The sequence below is a fragment of the Duganella sp. GW821-FHT01E12 genome (assembly GCF_059422325.1).
In genome coordinates this window covers 194,980-213,226 of record NZ_JBWKWR010000004.1, presented here as the reverse complement: position 1 = coordinate 213,226, position 18,247 = coordinate 194,980, and the positions used below count along the sequence as shown (strand labels likewise).

Genomic DNA, 18,247 nt, shown 5'->3' with positions numbered 1-18,247 from the left:
GAAGGTTTCGGCTTTTTGCAATACCCTTTTATGCGCTGGCTTGTTTTTCCTGGTCGCTGAACCACTCGAACAGGATCAGGCCGACGATGGAGGCGACCGGAAACAGGCAGACGCTGATGATCACCCACAGCACCGGCGAACGTCCCAGCCGCTGCGCGGACATGCCGATGAACACCAGGTGCACGATCAGGCTGACCGCGATGCCGACGCCGGCCAGTATCATCAACGGCACCGAGCCCAGCGTGTACTTGTTCAGCGGCGGCAGGAAGGCGCCCACGCACAGCACGAACGCGATCAGCGAAACGGTGGCGGCGGCGATCGGTTGTTGTGCTCGGGCGATTTGCATACGTGTCTCCTCCAATAAGCGGCTATGCTGCCACGAACTAGTCACAAATGCAACACGGGCTTATTTAGTTGAATGACGATGGGGGCCGGCGCGGGCGCCACGCTGGGACGCATGGCGCCATCCAATACGAAAGCCATGACCGTGATGGCAACCAGCCCGGCGCCAATGACCATCCCCGCAATCCACTTGATCATTGTGACGCTGAAATTAGCCAGATCCGCCCTGGTCACCATATTGACCTCAATGTGGTCCAGGTGCGTATCGATCCTGTCGAAACACGCACGCATGCCGACGACAAATTCGTCCGGGACCGTGACTTTGGTATCAGTGTCCATTCAACCATCTTAGGCGCCAATGCTAGCCGCAGGCAAGCCCAGCGACTTCAATTCAACGCAAGGACGTCAGCGCCGAGGCCAGCACGATGCTGGCGATGGCCAGCCATTGGGTCGGCGTCAGATGTTCGCCCAGCACCGCGAAGCCGGCCAGCGCGCTGAGCGCCGGCGCGGCGCTGCTGAACATGCTGAAGGTGCGCGACGACAGCGTGCGCATCGACAGCATCTCCAGCGTGTACGGCAAGGCGCTGGACATCACCGCGATCGCCAGGCCGATCAGCAGATACGCCGGCGTCAGCAGCACCGCGCCGCCATACCAGCCGCCGATCGGCACGATGAACAGCGACGCCGCCAGCATGGCCCACGCCACCGACTGCCCGCCATGCATCACCGACACCCGCTTGCCGTACACGATGTACAAGGCCCAGCACACGGCCGCGCCGCCCGCGTACATCACGCCGACCGGATCGAGCTGGTCGACCTTGTCGTGGATGGGCAGCAGGAAATACAGGCCCAGCACCGCCAGGCAGACCGCGGCGAAATCGCGCGGCCGGCGCGACGACAGCACCGCCACCGTCAACGGCCCGGCCACCTCGATCGCCACCGCGATGCCCAGCGGGATGCGGTTGAAGGAGCGGTAGATCAGCAGGTTCATCAGGCCGATCACGCTGCCGTAGATCGCCACGTTGACGCCCTGCTGCCACGTCAGCGGCGTGCGCCACGGGCGATAGATCAGCAGCATCAGCACCGCCGCGATGCCGACCCGGTAGGCCGTCACACCCTCCACGCCGATCAGCGGGAACAGATGCTTGGCGATCGCCGCGCCGAAGTTCAGCGACAGCTGGCTGGCCAGCAGCGCGCATCCCGCCAGCAGCGCGCCGCCGCCCGCGTGTGGTTTGGTGTCGTCCATCTTATTTGGCCGACAGGCCGAGCTTGAGCGCGACCGGCTTGCCCGCGCCCGCCTCCACCGGCTCCGGCGCGGCGACCAGCGCGGCGGCGGCATCGACGCCCTCGCCCTTCAACGCCGCCAGGATCGCGGCCGAACGCCTGGCGCCCAGCTGCGGCAAGGCATCCGCCGGCAGCGGCTGCTTCTGCTCCAGGCCTTCCTGCAGCTTGGCGTAGAAGGCCGTGGCGTCCGCCACTTGCGGCTCGCCCTGCACCAGCTTGCCCAGGCGCTGCAGCATCGGCAGTTTCTTTTGCGCGGCGTCGGCAGCGGCCGCATCGGCGCCGGGACCGGCGGCCGCTTCGGCGGCCTTCTTCTGCTTGTCGAGCTCGGCCGCGCCGAAGCGTTCGGCGTACAGGTCGCGCACGGCGCCGCGCACCTTGCGCTGGCCCATGTCGAGCGGGCCCGGCTGCTCGCCCGGCGCCAGCTTGATGTCGGCGCGCGCCAGCACCACGCGGCGCAAGGCTTGCGCGCGCAGCGCCGCGCCGTCGGACTGTTCGCTGTACTGGCCAGGCACCGACAACTTCAGCTGCGCCTTCTTCGCCAGGATCTGCGCCACCTGCTTGAGCTTCTCGCGTTCAGGCGGCAGCACCGTGTCGCTGCCCGCATCGAAGTCGATGGACTCCAGCTTGTCGCCGCTGATGCCGAACAGGCTGCCCAACGCGCGGAACGGCGAGGTGACGATCTTGGTCATGATGTTGCCAATCGCCTTCCACACCACCGAGCCGTAGCTGAACTGCGGATCGTTCATGTTGCCCGAGACCGGCACGCCGAGGTCGATGCGGCCGTCGCTGTCCTTCAGGATGGCCAGCGCCAGTTCCAGCGGCAGCTTGAGCGCGTCCGGGCTGTCGATGCGTTCGCCCAGGGTCAGGTTGTCGAGCACGATGTGGTTGTTGCCTTCCAGCTGACCCTTGGCGACCTTGTATTCCAGGTCCAGCGAGATCTTGCCCTGCGCGATCTTGTAGCCGGCGAACTTCATGCTGTACGGCGAGGCCGAGACCATGTCGACGTTCTTGAACACCACGTTGATGTCGGTGTTGTCGGCCGGGACGAAGGGGTTGAGCTTGCCGCGTATGCGCGCCAGGCCGAAGTCGTCGACGCGGCCGTCCAGCTCGATCTGGCTGCTGGCGTCGCGCTTGGACGACAGGCCGGTGATCACGCCGCCCAGCTCATAAATCTTGGCGGAGAACTGCGGCCGCAGGCTCAGGTCGGTGAAGGCCAGCTTGGCGTTCTCGAAGCGCACGCGGCGCACCTTCACCGGGAACGGCTCGGCGGCCGGCGCCGCGGCGGCGGGCTTGGCGGCGGGCGCCGGCGTGGCGGGCTGCGTCACCAGCAAGCGCTGGGCGTTGAAGCTGCGGTCGTTCTCGATGATAAGGGTGGCGTCCGGCTCGATGACGCGCAGCTCGGCCACATCCAGCAGATCCGGCGACAGGCCGAAGGCCAGCTTGTCGGCGCGCACCGATTTCCAGTGGGCGAAGCGGTCGTTGTCCTCCTCGTTCAGGGCCAGCTCGGCCACTTCCAGCGAACCGTCGTAGCGCAGGCCGGGATCGGCCTTGCCGCCGGCACCGGTGTGCAAGCGACCCTGGCCCGAGATGCTGCCGTCGGCGATCTTCAGCTTGACGTACTTGGACAGCAGCGGCTGCACCGGCGCGATCGCCAGCTTGGTCAGCTTGAGGTCGGTATCGACCGCGCCGGTGGATGGCACCACCTTGCCCTTGGCCGTCAACTGCCCGCCTTCGCGCAGCGCGACCGCGCCGTCGAACGCCAGCGGCTTCTTCAGGTCGGTGCTGGCGTCGGTCAGCTTGAGGTTGAAGTCTTGCAGATTGCCCTTGATGCCACTGCTCGCGTCATCGTAGCGCGCGCCGAATTTGTTGAACTCGACGGTCTTGATGTTGGCGCTCCACGGCGCCGAGGCCGGCGCTTCCTTGGCCGGCGGCTGCGCGCCGCTGCCCGCTTTGGGGAACGTGTTCAGGAACAGGAACTTGCCCTTGCTGTCGCGCGACAGGTCCAGCTGGCCGACGTCGAAGTGCAGTCGGCCCAGGCTGGCGTGGTGCGCGGCCAGGTCGATCTCGCCGCCTTCGAAGCCCAGCTGCGCCAGCTTGAGCGGCGTCATCGCGCCGCTGCTCAGCAGAAGGTTGTCCACCGAGAAGGCGGCGTCGGCGATGTTCAGCTTGAGACCGGCGGCGGTCGGTTCGGCCTGCAGTTGCAGGTTCAACTTCAATTTGTCCGCATTGAATTTCAGCGCGGGGCTGACGGTCTCGTCCACTGCCGCCACCGCGATATCGTCCAGAGCGAGCTGCTTGAGCTGGACTTTCCAGTTGCCCGCCGGCGCAGGCTTCGTCGCAGATGCTGGCGCGGCCGCGCCCGCCGGCGCCGGCTTGGCTTCGGCCGCTGGCCTGGCCGCTACCGCCGGCGCAGGCTTGGCCGCAGCCCCTGGCGCGGACTCGGGCGCCGTCGCCGGCGCGGCGGGCACCATCAGGTTCGCCACATCCAGCTCGCCCTTGGCATCGCGGCGCACCGCCAGCGCGCCGCCGTTCACATGCAAGCCGCCGACGGTCACCGTGCGCTTGAGCAGATCCACGCCCACATCGCTGACATCGAACAGCTTCAACTTGACGAACGCCTCGGCCGCGCCATCGCGCTTGACCACCAGATCGTTCAACGCCAGACCAGCGCCGGACAGATTGGCCTCCAGCTGCCCATCCTTGTACGCAAACTTGTACGGCAACTTGGCCGACAGCCGCCCATCGACCACCGCCACCCGCGCAAACGACTTCAGGTACGTCGACATCCCCGGCAAGGCCACGCTATCGAGTGTCAGCACGCCGCTGCCGCCGATCGGATTGAGCGCGTTCGTGCCCTTCCAGCGCAGCTTGCCGCCCAGGCCGGCGTCGGCGCTCAGCGTGTAGTCGCCGTTCTCGTCCGGCAGCGTGCTCAGGTTGTTGAGCGTGAACGCGATGGGGGTGAAAGTATCGTTGTAGCCGGCATGACGGTCATGCATATCGACCTTGCCCTGCTCCAGCGCGAAATGCTCGATGATCAGGCGCGGCATGCCGCTGTCGCTGTCGTCGTGCTTGCGCTTGTTGAGCGTCTCGACGAACTCGGCGATATTGAACTTGCCGTCCGGCGCGATGGCCAGCTGCACCGTCGGCGCGACGATGCGGATATCGGCGAAACTCCAGGCGCGGCGCAGCAGCGAGCGCCACTGCATCTCCACCTCCAGCGCACCGACGCCGAACAAGGGCGCGCCATTGGCCTCGGTCAGCTGGAACTGCTGCACGGCCAGCCGCAACGTAAAGGGATTGAAGCTGACTTCGCCAATGCTAGCCTTGCGCTCCAACTCGGTCTCGACAAACTTTGGAAGCTGGCTCTTGATCGCATACGGCAGCAGCCAGCCGCCCGCCAGCGCGTACACACCCACCGCGCCGGCCACGCCCACGCCCCACCGCTTCCATCGTTTGTTCAAAGCCTGCAAACTATTCCCCTGAAAATTTCTCTCACAGGCAACAGTATAGCAAGCATGGCAATACCGGGGTTTAGTTGAACACCGAACAGTACTGGTTATTGCTTTCGATGTTCTGGCCCGGCTGGCCATCGGACGAGATCACCTTCAGCCAGCCGTCCGGCTTGGCCGGCGTCGGCTTCTTGCCGCAGTTGGTGTGCACCCAGTGGATGCCGACACCGCCGTCCGTGTACAGCTGGCCGCAGGCTTCCACCCGGTCGTTCACGCGGATGCCGCTCAGCGAGGCCGGCACGGTCTTCTGGTTCGGCTCGAAGCCGCTGGCGAAGACATTATCGATAGCGACATCGTAGACCTTGCCGTCCTGGTCCGACTTCATCTTCAGGTGCGTGTGCGACAGCTCCACGCCCTTGCGGAACTGGCCGTGAGAAAACTTCGGCCCCTTCACCACCACACCGGTGCGATAACTGCCGGCGGACGCCGAACACGTTGCGGCTTCATCCGCCTGGGCGGCAAACGCACCTAGCAACGCGCAAGCAAGCAATAGCTGTTTCATGTGATCTCCTTGATGAGGTTAAGAGCAGCCATTATCGCTCAGCTGCTACTTGCCGCGCCAGACCGTGCCGATGGACAGCGAGGCCAGCTTCTTGCGCCCGCCGTACCACAGGTTGACCACGCCGCGCGAGACGAACACCGCCGAGAACATCGACGTCAGGATGCCCAGGCAATGCACCACCGCGAAGCCGCGTATCGCGCCGGAGCCGAACACCCACAAGGCCACGCCGACGATCAGGGTGGTCACGTTGGAATCGAGGATGGTGGCCCAGGCGCGGTCGAAGCCGGTGGCGATGGCCTGCTGCGGCGTGGCCCCGCCGCGCAGCTCCTCGCGGATGCGTTCGTTGATCAGCACGTTGGCGTCGATCGCCATGCCCAGCGCCAGCGCGATCGCGGCGATGCCGGGCAAGGTCAAGGTGGCCTGCATCAGCGACAGCAAGGCCAGCAGCAGCAACAGATTGCAGGCCAGCGCCAGCACGCTGAAGAAGCCGAACAGCATGTAGTAGCCGATCATGAACACGGCTATCGCGGCGAAGCCGTACATGGTCGAATGCAGGCCCTTGGCGATGTTCTCCGCGCCCAGCTGCGGGCCGATGGTGCGTTCCTCGATGATCTCCATCGGCGCCGACAGCGCGCCCGAGCGCAGCATCAGCGCCAGGTCGGCCGCGTTCTGCGCGCTGCCGACGCCGGTGGTGCGGAAGTGCCCGTTGAGTTCGCTCGTCAGCGTGGCCACCGAGATCACCTCCGGCTTGCCGGTCTTCTCGATCAGCACGATGGCCATGTGCTTGCCCACGCGGTCGGCGGTGGCGGCCGACATCTTGCGTCCGCCCGCCGTGTTGAGGTCGATGAACACGGCAGGCTGATTGTTCTCGTCGTGGCCGGCGGTGGCGCTGGTGATGTAGTCGCCGGTCAGCACCACCTCCTTGTACAGCACGGCCGGCGCATCCCTGCCCATCGTGTACAGCTGCGAGTTCAGCGGAATCGCCGCGCCCATCTCGGTGCCGCGTGTGATCGTCTCGTCGACCATGTGCACCTCCAGCGTAGCCGTGCGGCCGATGACGGCGCGGGCGCGCGCCACGTCCTGCTCGCCGGGCAGCTGCACCACGATGCGATCAGGCCCCTGCTGCTGGATGATGGGCTCGGCCACACCGAGCTGGTTCACCCGCTTGGACAAGGTGGCGATATTCTGCGCGACGCCGTCGTCGATGGTCTGCTTCAAGGCCTCGGGCTTGAGCCGCACGACGGTCTTCAGCTGCGCGCCGTCGGCGCCATCGGCCAGCAGCAGTTCGGGGCCCTGGCCGGCGATCAAGTCCCTGGCCTTCTGGCGCGCGGCCTCGTCGCGGAAGCTGATTTCTATCGTGTCGCCGACACGCGTGATCCCGCCATGGAACACGGACTTGTCGCGCAACACGCTGCGCACCGACGACTGCACGCCCTGCAGCTTCTTGTCCAGCACAGCCCTGGTGTCGACCTGCATCAGGAAGTGCACACCACCGCGCAGGTCCAGGCCCAGATACATCGGCAGCGCGCGCAGTTTCAGCATCCAGCGCGGCGTGTCGGACTGCAGGTTCAGCGCGACCAGATAGTTCGGATCGGCGCTGTCGGCGTTCAAGCCTTGCTCCAGCACCGCCTTGGCGCGGAACTGCGTGTCGGGATCGGCGAAGCGCGCGCGCACCGAGGCGTAGGCGCTGTCGTAGGCGACGCCGCTGAACGGCAGCTGCGCCTGCCTGAGCACTGTCTCGACCTTGCCGGCCAGCTCGGCGCCGACGCGCACGCTGGCCTTGTCGCTGCTGATCTGCAGCGCCGGCGACTGTCCAAAATAATTGGGCGCGGTGTAGAGCGCGCCCAGCAACACCGTGACCACAATCACGATGTACTTCCACAGCGGGTAACGGTTCATTCTTAATCGCTTTTTAAGAAAAGACCGACCTAAGCTGCGGCTGCATGCATCGATTGCAAGCCCGACAATTAATTATTTTTCACGTCCCCCGCTTGGCTGTATTTGCGGAACTGCTCGCGCATGTGGCGCAGCTTGGCCGCCACGCTGGCGTCCTCCATCGCGTACAGGTCGAGACGCGCCGCATAGTCCGGCGTCATCATCCAGCCGAAGGTTTCGGCCTTGTCCTCCTCCTGGCCGTAGCTGGAATACAGGCTGACCACGCCCGGCTTGGCGTGGCCGACATCCTGCAGGTTCTTGCCGTAGAACGTGGCGCCGCCCTTGCCGTAGGTGAGCCCGGCTGGATTGAGCGCCAGCCACGCCGGATCGGCATGGTAGTAGTCGTTGTACTCGCGGTGGTCGATGAAATGGTAGAACTCGTGATGCACGCGCATCTCCATGCCGGCCGGGCACAGCTTGGCGCTGTTGTCGGCGTAGGCCACGCTGTCGACCTCGGCCATCGGCATCGCCAGCCGGCGCTGGCCGCCCACCGCCAGCTCCTTCACCAGCACGATGTGGTGCAGGCGGACGTTGGCGAAGAACGATGCCGGATAGCGCTCCATTCCCGGCAATACCACGCTCAGCAGGCGATGCAGGCGCTGGCGATCCGGTTCGCTGTCGGTGAAGGCTTCGGCGCTGGCGCCTTCGCTGTTCAGTTCCCACTGCGCGCTCAGGTTCAGCGCGGCCAGGCGGCGCGTGGCCGTCTCGCGCAGCTGCGCCAGCGTGGCGTCGGCCGGCGCCACGCTCGGATATTGCAAATCCCAATGGCATTCGACGCGCAAGGCATCGTTGTTGTGATCGATAGGCGCGACGGTGCTGCAGGCCGACAGCAGCAGCGCGATCGAAGCAAAAAGAATTCTGGACATGGAAAAACTCATAAAGCGGCGCCGGCGCGGGGCCGGCGCCTGGGTTGATTACTTGAACTTGTAGCTGGCGGTCAGCTGCACATAGCGGCCGATCTGGCTGTGGTAGGAGGTGCCGTAACCCTGCAAGTAGGCCAGCTGGCTGGCGTCCATCGGCGCTTCCTTGTTGGCCAGGTTCTGCACCGACAGCGACAGCTCCAGATTGCGGAAGCCCTTGTAGCCGACATAGGCGCTGGCCGTCAGCCACGAGTGCACGTCGCACAGCTGCGGCGTGGCCGCCTGGAACGCGCAGGCCACGTCCGGCGAGCTCTTGACCGAGTAGCCGCCCACGTAGTTCCAGTTGAGGCTGGCGTCCCACGGGCCGCGGTCCCAGGCCACGCCGGCGCGGCCGCGATTCTTCGGCTGCAGGTAGTAGCCCACGTAGTCGAGCGGATCGTTGCCGGGCACGTCGGTGCTCAGGTAGCTGTTCATGCGGTTGTAGCTGGCGCTCAGCGAGACGCGGCCCCAGTCGCCCACGGTGAAGCTGCCGCGCGCGTCCACGTCCACGCCGCGCGTCTGCGTGGACGACAGGTTGGCGGTGATCAGGCTCAGATGGTCGAGCTTGCCGCTGACCGGATTGCGCACGATGCGGTCGGCGAACTTGGCCTCGTTCTCCAGCAGGTAGCTGGCGCTGATCGTGGAGAGCTCGTTGCGCCGCTTGATGTGGTACGCGTCGACCGACAGCGACCAGCCCGGCACCGGCTCGGCCACGAAGCCCACCGTCACGCTCTTGGATTTTTCCGCCTTGATGTCGGGATTGGCGCCGGTGGTGAAGGCCACGTAGCGTTCGCAGTCGTCGTTGCCGGCGGTGAACACCGGGCAGCGCTTGGGATCGAGCACCTTGGTGTAGCCGTTGGTGTTCCCCGCGTGCAGTTCCGGCAGCGACGGCGCGCGGAAGCCTTCGGCGTAGGTGCTGCGCAAGGCCAGCTGCGGCAGCGGGCTCCATTTCACGCCGGCCTTGGGCGTGAAGGCCGAGCCGAAATCGCTGTAGCGGTCGGAGCGCGCGGCCAGGCTCAGCTCTACCGACTTGAGCACCGGCGCCGACAATTCGCCATACGCGGCCGTCACGCTGCGCGAACCGTTGGAGCCGGTCATGCCGATCAGCTGGATCGAGCCGTCGGTGAACAGCGGGTCGGGCGTGGCGTCGAATTTCTCGCGGCGGTACTCGGCGCCGACCGCGATCGACAGCGGCCCGCCCGGCAGCGTGTACAGTTCGCGGTTGCCGTGCACGTCGACGCTGCTGGTGCTGGTGTCGGCGTGGTTGTTCATCTGCGGATACAGGCGCGCCATCAGCGCCGGATCGTTGCCGTTCGGGTTGCGCAGCAGGAAGCTGTTGCGCACCAGGCCGTCCGCGTCGAGCACGTCGTTGATCAGCACCTTGTCCTGGATGTAGCCGCGATAGCGCGTGTCGGTCAGCGAGCGCGAGAACATGGCCGCGCCCTCCACGTCCCACTTGCCCAGCGTGCCGCGCGCGCCCAGCGTGCCACGCATGTTGCGGCTCTCGCTGGCGATGGTGGTGGGCACGTCGTTGAACACATAGCGCACGCCCACCGTCTTGCCCCACTTGTTCTGCGGATGGCCGGCCGGCAGCAGCAGGTAGCTGATGGTGGTGCCCGGCGCGTTGCCGTACAGGCCGTACTTGTCGACCAGGTCGTTGGTGTAGGCGCCGTAGGAATTGGTGGCGTAGCTGTACATGCTGGACGCCTGGCGGCTGCGGCTGAGCGCGGCGTCGCCGAACATTTCCCAGCCGTGGCCCAGGTCGTAGGTCAGCGCGCTGTAGACGTTGTCGCGCTGGCTCTTCGATTGCAGCGTGACGGCGCTGGTGTTGTCGTTGATGCAGCGGCCGTTCAGCGGCGAGCCGGCGTCCACCAGCGCCGGGCAGTCGCCGAGGATGCCGAGGAAGCTGCCGCCGGTGGTGCCGGACGCGGTGTAGACGTTGCTGGAGAACGAGGAGCGGCGGTCGAGCAGGCCGAAGCGGCGGAAGTCGGCGTCCCGGGTGCGCGGACGGGCGTTGGCCAGCACCGGGCTGGTGTCGCGGTGGGACAGGCTCAGCAGCCAGTTGTAGCCGTCCTGCGCCAGCGTGCCCTTGCCGTAGGTCAGGCCGATGTCGCCGGTGTTGCCGTCGTGGTAGGCTGAGGTGCCGCCCGAGACCTTCAGCGCCAGTCCCTCGTAGTTCTTGCGCAGGATGATGTTGATGACGCCGCCGATGGCGTCGGCGCCGTAGATCGCCGAGGCGCCGTCCAGCAGCACCTCGATGCGCTCGACGGCGTCGACCGGGATCGCGTTGGTGTCGACGAACGAGGCCGAGCCGAAGCCGAACGGCGCCACGCGGCGGCCGTTGATCAGGGTCAGCGTGGAGCCCGCGCCCAAGCCGCGCAGCGAGATGCCGGCCGAGCCGAAGGCCTGGCCCGGCGTGCCCTCCGCCGTGTAGCCGCCGGTGTTACCGGCCGGCAGATCGCGCAGCACGTCGCTGACGGTGGCGGCGCCGGAACGGGCGATCTGCTCGGCTGTGATAACCTGCACGGCCGACGCGGTTTCCGCGTCGACCCGCTTGATGCGCGAACCGGTGATCTCCACGCGCGGCGGCGCGACGGTGCTCGCTTCGGCGCTGGCCTGGGCGGCGGCGGTCAGGGGGGCGGCGCCGGCGCACAGCAAGGCGACGGCACGAACGATGGGACGAATTTGCGACATGAACACTCCGTGACAGTTTGACGAAAGGACTTCAACTGACACGGAGTGTGTTTTGTCGGCGTGCTCAGGTCACGGACAGGACTGCTGTTTTTGTACTAAGCTGCTGGCATTCCCATGCCGCAGTGCAAACTGTGGGGCGCTGACCACGCCGGTGCTAACGCACGGCGCTGCTCAGGGCAGGCCACGACTTGGCGCGCGCCGCGCGCACCGCCGGCGCCGCGCCGCGGCCGCCGTCCTTGAGGCGGAACACGCTCACCAGCTGCGACAGCGTGGCGGCCTGCTCCTGCAAGCCCTGCGCGGCCGACGCGGCCTGCTGGACCAGCTCGGCGTTCTGCTGGGTCACGGTGTCCATCTGCGAGATGGCCTGGTTGACCTGCTCGATGCCGGCGCTCTGCTCGCGGCTGGCGTGGCTGATCTCGGCCATCACGCCGGCCATGCTCTGCACGCTTTCCAGCACCTCGTTCATCGTCGCGCCGGCCTCGGCCACGAGCTTGCTGCCGCTCTCCACCTGCCCGACCGATTCGCTGATCAAGTCCTTGATCTCCTTGGCCGACGCGGCCGAGCGCTGGGCCAGGTTGCGCACCTCGGTCGCCACCACCGCGAAGCCGCGGCCCTGCTCGCCGGCGCGGGCCGCCTCCACCGCCGCGTTCAAGGCCAGGATGTTGGTCTGGAAAGCGATGCCGTCGATCACCGCGATGATGTCGGCGATCTTGCGCGACGAGGTGTTGATCGCGCCCATGGTGTCGACCACCTGCGCCACCACCGCGCTGCCCTTCTGCGCCACGCTGGCCGCCGAGCTGGCCAGCTGGTTGGCCTGGGCCGAGTTGTCGGCGTTGTGGCGCACGGTCGAGGTCAGCTCCTCCATCGAGGCGGCGGTCTCCTCCAGCGAGCTGGCCTGCTGCTCGGTGCGCGAGGACAGGTCCAGGTTGCCGGCGGCGATCTCGCCCGAGGCGCTGGTGATCACGCCGGTGGCGCCGCGCACCTCGCCGACGATCTTCTCCAGGTTGTCGCGCATGGTGCGCATGCCGAACAGCAGGCTGGTGGTGTCGCCGGCGCGGGTCTCGACCGTCACGCCCAGGTCGCCGGCGGCGATCTGGCTGACGATGTCGGTCGCATAGGCCGGCTCGCCGCCCAGGCTGCGCGTGAGCCAGCGCGTGATCAGCAGCGCGCCGGTGGCGCCGAACGCCACGCTGCCGATCACCAGCGCCAGTATCCACAGGCGCGACGAGGCATAGCGGCGGTCGCCCTCGACCGCCTCCAGCTTGCCGCCGTCGGTGTAGAAATCGACCAACTGGTCGACCTGGCCGCGCAGGGCCACGATCAGCTTGTTCGACTCGCCGCGGATCAGCGCGCGCGCCTGGTCGTCGTTGTTGGCGCGGGCGGCGGCGCGGATCTTGCCGTCCTCCTCCATGTAGCGCGCCCACATGTCGACGAACTTGGCGTACATGGACTGCTCCTCGGCGGAGCTGGCCAGCACCACGAACTCGTCCTGCATTTTCTTCAGGTCGACCAGGTCCTTGGCGATCACCTGGTCGTATTTGTCCATGTCAGCCGGGTTGGACGAAATGATGTATTGCAGCTCGCGGGTGCGGATGCGCGCGATCTGCGACTTGATATCCTCGATCACCCGGATGCTGGGCATCCAGCGGGTGGAAAACCGCTTGGACGTATTATTAACCTGGGCCAGTTCCATTACGGAAAACGCCCCGACCAGCACCGTCAGCGCGATTACCGCGGAGAATGCCAGCCCCAGCTTTTGTCCTAGACGCAGCGAATCGAACCATTTCATTATGCTAGTCCTTCAACGTTTAATTTGATAGTAACTGACCGCTATTCGGGAGTGGACGGCAATCATCATAACGCAAGCGGAATCGCCCAAGCGTCGGGCATTCCCGCCTTGTAGACTATTCGCAACATATTGTTTTCAAAGCATTTATTAAAATCAACACTTGGAATATAAGTTTCCATTTCGCATTAAAAACAACAGTTAGGCAGATAACCTGGCATTAGAATATCCGCTCTTCCCCAGAGCAACATTCGTTTTAATCAAAAGGAATTCTTATGTCCAATTTATTCAATGCAAGTAATAATGTTGCTATTGCAACCGCCGAGGTCGAATGGGGAGGCGATTTAAATGCAATCCATGAAATATTAAGCCGCCGCTTCAATGGCTTTAATGAAAATGGCTTTTATGCCCACCCGGAGGAAGTATCGCTGCGGGCCGAGTTGAGCGAGGTGGGCGCGCTGCGCCGGCTGACCCGGCAGCTGCGCGGACTGGGCACCAACGGCGTGGTGCTGGGCGGCCTCGGCCTGCAAGGCTTGAGCGAGGACCGCCGCAACGCCGCGCTGTATGCGCTGACGCTGATGCTGGGCTTTCCCACCTCCACCGACCAGCGCACCGGCCGCGTGGCCTGGGACGTCAAGTCGCGCCCGGAGGCCCACAGCGACGCCCGCTTCACCACGTTTTCCGAACGCGTCGGCAGCGCCGACATGCACACCGATTCCTCGTTCTATCCGATGCCGGAGGAACAGTTCATCCTGTACGTGGTGCAGGCGGCCAACTGCCAGGGCGGCCACTCGCTGCTGATCGACGGCGAGGCCATTTACCAGACCCTGCAGCAAACAGCGGCCGGGCGCGCCGCCTACGAGCTGCTGAACGGCGCGCCGGTGCCGTTCCGCGTGCCGGCCGTGTACGCGGCCGGCGACGCCGCCATCGAACATTTCGTGGCGCCGGTGTTCGGCCCGCCGCGCCGCGACGGCGACCGCTTCACGCTGCGCTGGCGCTACGACGCGATCCAGAAAGGCCTGGCCGTGCGGCCCGACCTGAGCACGCCGGCGCTGGTGGAGGCGCTGGCGCTGATGAACGAGGTGGCCGAGCACAGCGCGCCGCGCTTCAAGCAGCAGCTGCCCACCGACACCCTGCTGTGGGCCGACAACCACCGCGTGCTGCACGGCCGCACCACCTACACGGACGAGCGCCGCCACCTGATCCGCATCCGCATGTCGGACGTGCCGAACGCCGAGCGCATCGGCCCGTCCGGCGTGGTGCGCGATTGAGCGCGGCCGCCGCCGAGGCCGGCCTGCCGCCGGCCGAGCGCACCTGGGCCATGCTGTCGCTGATGACCGGCGTGGCGCTGGCCTCGCTGGACACGGCGATCGCCAACACCGCGCTGCCGTCGATGGCGCAGCAGCTGCAGGCGACGCCGGCCGCGTCGGTGTGGATCGTCAACGCCTACCAGCTGGCGATGGTGGCGACGCTGCTGCCGTTCGCCGCGCTGGGCGAGATCGCCGGCTACCGCCGCGTCGCCCTCGGCGGGCTGGTGCTGTTCACGGCGGCCTCGCTGGCGTGCGCGCTGGCGTGGTCGCTGCCGGCGCTGGTGGCGGCGCGGCTGCTGCAGGGTTTGGGCGCGAGCGCGATGATGGCCGTCAGCACCGCGCTGATCCGCGCCATCTATCCGCCCGAGCGCCAGGGCCAGGGCTTCGGCACCAACGCGCTGGTGGTGGCGGTGGCGTTCGCGGTGGGGCCGACCGCCGCCTCGCTGATCCTGTCGCTGGCGTCGTGGCCATGGCTGTTCGCGATCAATGTCCCGCTGGGCTTGCTGGCGCTGGGCGCGGCCTGGCAGGCGCTGCCGCACACCGCGCGCGCGGCGCGCCGGCTCGATGCGCTGGCGGCGCTGTACAACGTCGGCGCCTTCGGCCTGACTATCCTGGCGCTGGGCGACGCCGCGCATGGCGCCGCGCCGCAGCGCCTGCCGATCGAGCTCGCCGGCGCGGCGCTGTGCTGGGCGCTGCTGCTGCGCCGCCAGCGCGGCCACGCGGCGCCGCTGCTGCCGGTGGACTTGTTCCGCAAGCCGATGTTCGCGCTGTCGGCGCTGACGGCGTTCTGCACCTTCGCCGTGCAGGCGCTGGCCTTCGTGTCGCTGCCGTTCTTCTTCGAGCGCACGCTGGGCCGTTCTCCGATCGACACCGGCTTCCTGATCACGCCGTGGCCGGCGCTGGTGGCCGTGATGGGGCCGCTGGGCGGCTGGATGAGCGACCGCTACCCGGCCGGCACGCTGGGCGGCATCGGCCTGGCGCTGCTGTGCGGCGGCATGCTGTTGCTGATCGCGCTGCCGCCCGACGCCGCCGCGTTCGACATCGGCTGGCGCATGGCCTTGTGCGGCGTGGGCTTCGGCTTCTTCCAGGCGCCGAACATGAAGGCCATCATGGGCAGCGCGCCGCGCGCTCGGGCCGGCAGCGCCAGCGGCATCGTCGCCACCGCCCGCCTGAGCGGCCAGGCCACCGGCGCGGCGCTGGTGGCCTATTGCTTCACGTTGTCCGACACGCGCGGCACGGTGTACGCGCTGATGCTGGCGGCCGGCTTCGCCGCGCTGGGCGCGGTCGTCAGCTTCTCGCGCCAGCTGCTGAAACCCTGAGAAGTTGTTTCAAAATGAGCGCAGCTAGGCGTGGCGCCGAAGACAGTGCGAATGCACGGCGAGGCACCACAACGACACTGCGGTCTTTTTGAAACGACTTCTAGTTGCCGCGCTGCTGGCGGAACTTGGCCGGCGGCGTGCCGAAATGGCGGCTGAAGGTGCGCGACAGATGGCTGGCGTCGTGGAAGCCGCAGGCCTCGGCGATGTCGGCCATCGCCCGGCCGCCGGCCAGCAGCATGGTGCGCGCCTGCTCCAGCCGCATCTTCATCAGGTAGCGGTGCGGCGGCAGGCCCAGCGCCAGATGGAATTCGCGCGAGAAGTGCGCCTCGCTCATGCCGCACAGCGCGGCCAGGTCGCGGTTGCTGACGCCGGTGGCCAGGTTGGCGCCCATGTGGGTCAGCACGCGCCGCAGGCGTCCGCCGCCAAGCGTGCTCGACTGCGGCGCCGCCGCCGGCCGGCTGTAGTGCTCCAGCAGATAGCTCAGCAGCGCAACCATCAGGCCGTCGCAATACTGCGCTTGCAGCGGCCCGGCCATGGCGTCGCCGTTGAGCATGCGGCGCACCAGTTCCATCACGTGACGATCCGAGGTGAACTGCTGGGCGCCCAGGCACAGCGGCGTTTCGCGCAGCGCGTTCAGGCTGTCGATCAACGCGGCCGGCACGAACAGGTTGACGATGTCGCAGCTGCTCAGGCGGCTCCACTGGCTGGCGCCGCTGGGCGGACAGATGCGGAAGCGCTCGGCCGCGATCACCCCGCCCCACACCGGCTGCCCGTGCAGCCAGATGCGGGCGTCGACCGGCTCGAGCATGATGGCGATGCGGTAGTCGTCGGGGTGGGAGCTGATGGTCTGGATCATCGCGTCCGGCTGGTTGCTGGTCCAGCGCACGATGGAGGCCCTGGAGCTCGGCAAGGGACCGATGCAGGTGTGCAGCGGCGTGTGCACGCCGCTGCGCAGGAACCAGTCTTTCAACACTTCGGTATTGTCTATCGCGGTACCCATGGGCTCGTCTCGGCATATGGTGGAAGGCCGATTATCAAGCGTGGGTTCCGCCATGTCAAATAATCAATTGGCGGGATGGCGCATCCAGTCCGCCATCTGGTCGACCACCTCCTTTTCCTGGCCGATGTAGCCGTGGTGGTGGTAGCTCTCGCACGGGTCGCCGCTGGCCGGGCCGCCGCCGCCGATCATCATCAGCTTTTTGACCGGGGCGTTTTTCAGGCCCTTCATGATCCAGTCCGTCTCGTGCGGGCGGCAGATCACGCAGGCGTCGCCGGCATGGTGCACCACCAGCACCGGCAGCCTGAGCGCGGCCAGGTTCTGGGTCGGCACCGCGCCCTCCTTCTTGAAGGCGGTGACGCTGGAGGTCAGCACCAGGCCGGCGATGCGGGGATCGTCCACGCTGCCGATGGCCACGTAGGCGGCCGAGATCGTGCCGCGGCTGGTGCCGACCAGCCACACCGGCACCGGGCTCTGGCTGTGCACAAAGTCCAGCGCGGCGCGCACGTCGGCCAGGTGCTTGGGATTGACGCGATCGCTGTAGTCGAGCGCGGGCGTGTCGCTGGGCAGGCCGAAGATGGCGACGTTGTAGCCGTCGTCCAGAAACAGCGCCACGCTGCGGGCCAGGAAGTTGTGGCTGGTGGGCTTGCCGTCGGCCACCTTGCCGTAGCCGCCGTTGCCGCCGGTGAACAGGAACACCGTGGCCTGGGCGCCCTCCCGCGCCTCCCAGTAGATGCTGGTCTCCACGCCGGGACGGGTGGGAATGCGGAAGGTCTTGCCCTCCGCCCACGCCGTGCAGCCGAGGACCGCCAACAGCAAGCCGCACACCCAACGAATTCTGCTCATCGACCGCTCCCGCATGAAAACCATGAAAATATCACAACTTCATCGCGCCGCCAAAAAGCGCTATCATCGGGCATCGCCAACCCGCCGCTCCGCCCCCATGTGCGTCAACTTCCGCCCGCCCGAACCCGAAATGCTTGAAGCCGTCATGGGCGTCATCATCGACCTGCACGACACCGGTTTCTGGAAGGATGAAACCTGGAAGGACTACCCCGCGCCCATCGTGCGCCGCGGCGCCGGCGGCGGGCGCGAAGGCGTGCTGGCCACCTACGGCATGGTGCCGCGCCAGCGCATCCCAGCCGGCGTCAAGCCGTACGACACGATGAACGCGCGGGCCGAGACGGTGGGCCAGCTGCGCTCGTTCTCGGGCGCGTGGAAGCAGGCGCAGCTTTGCCTGGTGCCGATGCGGGCCTTCTACGAACCCTGCTACGAAAGCGGCAAGGCCGAGCGCTGGGGTATCGGCATGGCGGACCAGTCGATGTTCGCGGTGGCGGGCCTGTGGCGCGAATGGGAAAGCTCGGACGGCAGGCAGACCTCGTTCACCCAGCTGACGATCAATGCGGACGACCATCCGCTGATGCGGCGCTTCCATTTCCTCGGCGACGAACACCGTCCGCCCGACGAGAAACGCGCGCTGGTGATCGTGCCGCCGGCGGAATGGGACGACTGGCTGAACTGCACCGATCCCGAATACGCGCGCAGCTTCCTGCGGCCCTATCCCGCCGAGCACATGAGCGCGTGGGCCGCGCCGCGCCCGCCGGCGCCGAAGAAGGACAAGCCGGCCAGGCCCAAGGCCGGCGGCGGCGACAATCTGGAATTGTTCTGAG

General features: G+C 66.8%; 14 protein-coding genes. 3 read left to right on the top strand and 11 right to left on the bottom strand.

Annotated features, from left to right (window positions below):
• Positions 1–28 precede the first annotated feature (28 nt).
• From AC07WS_RS14165 to AC07WS_RS14125, 9 genes are all read right to left on the bottom strand, one after another.
• Complete coding sequence (locus tag AC07WS_RS14165) at positions 29–346, bottom strand: hypothetical protein (protein ID WP_494729703.1); 318 nt, start codon at positions 344–346, stop codon at positions 29–31.
• A gap of 41 nt (positions 347–387) precedes the next feature.
• Entirely contained in the window at positions 388–681 is a 294-nt protein-coding gene (locus AC07WS_RS14160; RefSeq protein ID WP_494729702.1) for a hypothetical protein, read from the bottom strand.
• A gap of 52 nt (positions 682–733) precedes the next feature.
• The gene (locus AC07WS_RS14155; RefSeq protein ID WP_494729701.1) at positions 734–1,588 is read right to left on the bottom strand and encodes an EamA family transporter; all 855 of its coding nucleotides are present in this window, start codon (positions 1,586–1,588) and stop codon (positions 734–736) included.
• 1 nt (position 1,589) lies between these two features.
• The gene (locus AC07WS_RS14150) at positions 1,590–5,096 is read right to left on the bottom strand and encodes a DUF748 domain-containing protein (protein WP_494729700.1); all 3,507 of its coding nucleotides are present in this window, start codon (positions 5,094–5,096) and stop codon (positions 1,590–1,592) included.
• A 61-nt stretch (positions 5,097–5,157) separates the two neighbouring features.
• On the bottom strand, positions 5,158–5,637 hold the full coding sequence (locus tag AC07WS_RS14145; protein ID WP_494729699.1) for a hypothetical protein: 480 nt from the start codon (positions 5,635–5,637) through the stop codon (positions 5,158–5,160).
• A gap of 45 nt (positions 5,638–5,682) precedes the next feature.
• Complete coding sequence (gene secD, locus AC07WS_RS14140) at positions 5,683–7,536, bottom strand: protein translocase subunit SecD (RefSeq protein ID WP_494729698.1); 1,854 nt, start codon at positions 7,534–7,536, stop codon at positions 5,683–5,685.
• Between the two features lie 68 nt (positions 7,537–7,604).
• Positions 7,605–8,438: a zinc-binding metallopeptidase gene (locus AC07WS_RS14135; RefSeq protein ID WP_494729697.1), complete on the bottom strand. Its 834-nt coding sequence runs from the start codon at positions 8,436–8,438 to the stop codon at positions 7,605–7,607.
• Between the two features lie 48 nt (positions 8,439–8,486).
• Complete coding sequence (locus AC07WS_RS14130) at positions 8,487–11,165, bottom strand: TonB-dependent receptor plug domain-containing protein (RefSeq protein ID WP_494729696.1); 2,679 nt, start codon at positions 11,163–11,165, stop codon at positions 8,487–8,489.
• A gap of 154 nt (positions 11,166–11,319) precedes the next feature.
• Positions 11,320–12,954: a methyl-accepting chemotaxis protein gene (locus AC07WS_RS14125; protein WP_494729695.1), complete on the bottom strand. Its 1,635-nt coding sequence runs from the start codon at positions 12,952–12,954 to the stop codon at positions 11,320–11,322.
• A gap of 272 nt (positions 12,955–13,226) precedes the next feature.
• Here AC07WS_RS14125 and AC07WS_RS14120 point away from each other — a divergent pair, with 272 nt between their 5' ends.
• Both AC07WS_RS14120 and AC07WS_RS14115 read left to right on the top strand, forming a co-directional pair.
• Entirely contained in the window at positions 13,227–14,222 is a 996-nt protein-coding gene (locus AC07WS_RS14120; protein WP_494729694.1) for a TauD/TfdA family dioxygenase, read from the top strand.
• Between the two features lie 50 nt (positions 14,223–14,272).
• Entirely contained in the window at positions 14,273–15,580 is a 1,308-nt protein-coding gene (locus AC07WS_RS14115) for an MFS transporter (protein WP_494730009.1), read from the top strand.
• 100 nt (positions 15,581–15,680) lie between these two features.
• On the opposite strand, the gene AC07WS_RS14110 is transcribed toward AC07WS_RS14115, so the two are convergent.
• On the bottom strand, positions 15,681–16,580 hold the full coding sequence (locus AC07WS_RS14110; protein ID WP_494729693.1) for a helix-turn-helix domain-containing protein: 900 nt from the start codon (positions 16,578–16,580) through the stop codon (positions 15,681–15,683).
• A gap of 63 nt (positions 16,581–16,643) precedes the next feature.
• Positions 16,644–17,423, bottom strand: a complete 780-nt coding sequence (locus AC07WS_RS14105) for an alpha/beta hydrolase (protein WP_494729692.1) — start codon at positions 17,421–17,423, stop codon at positions 16,644–16,646.
• A 130-nt stretch (positions 17,424–17,553) separates the two neighbouring features.
• Here AC07WS_RS14105 and AC07WS_RS14100 point away from each other — a divergent pair, with 130 nt between their 5' ends.
• Positions 17,554–18,246: an SOS response-associated peptidase gene (locus tag AC07WS_RS14100; protein ID WP_494729691.1), complete on the top strand. Its 693-nt coding sequence runs from the start codon at positions 17,554–17,556 to the stop codon at positions 18,244–18,246.
• The last annotated feature ends 1 nt before the right edge of the window (position 18,247 follow it).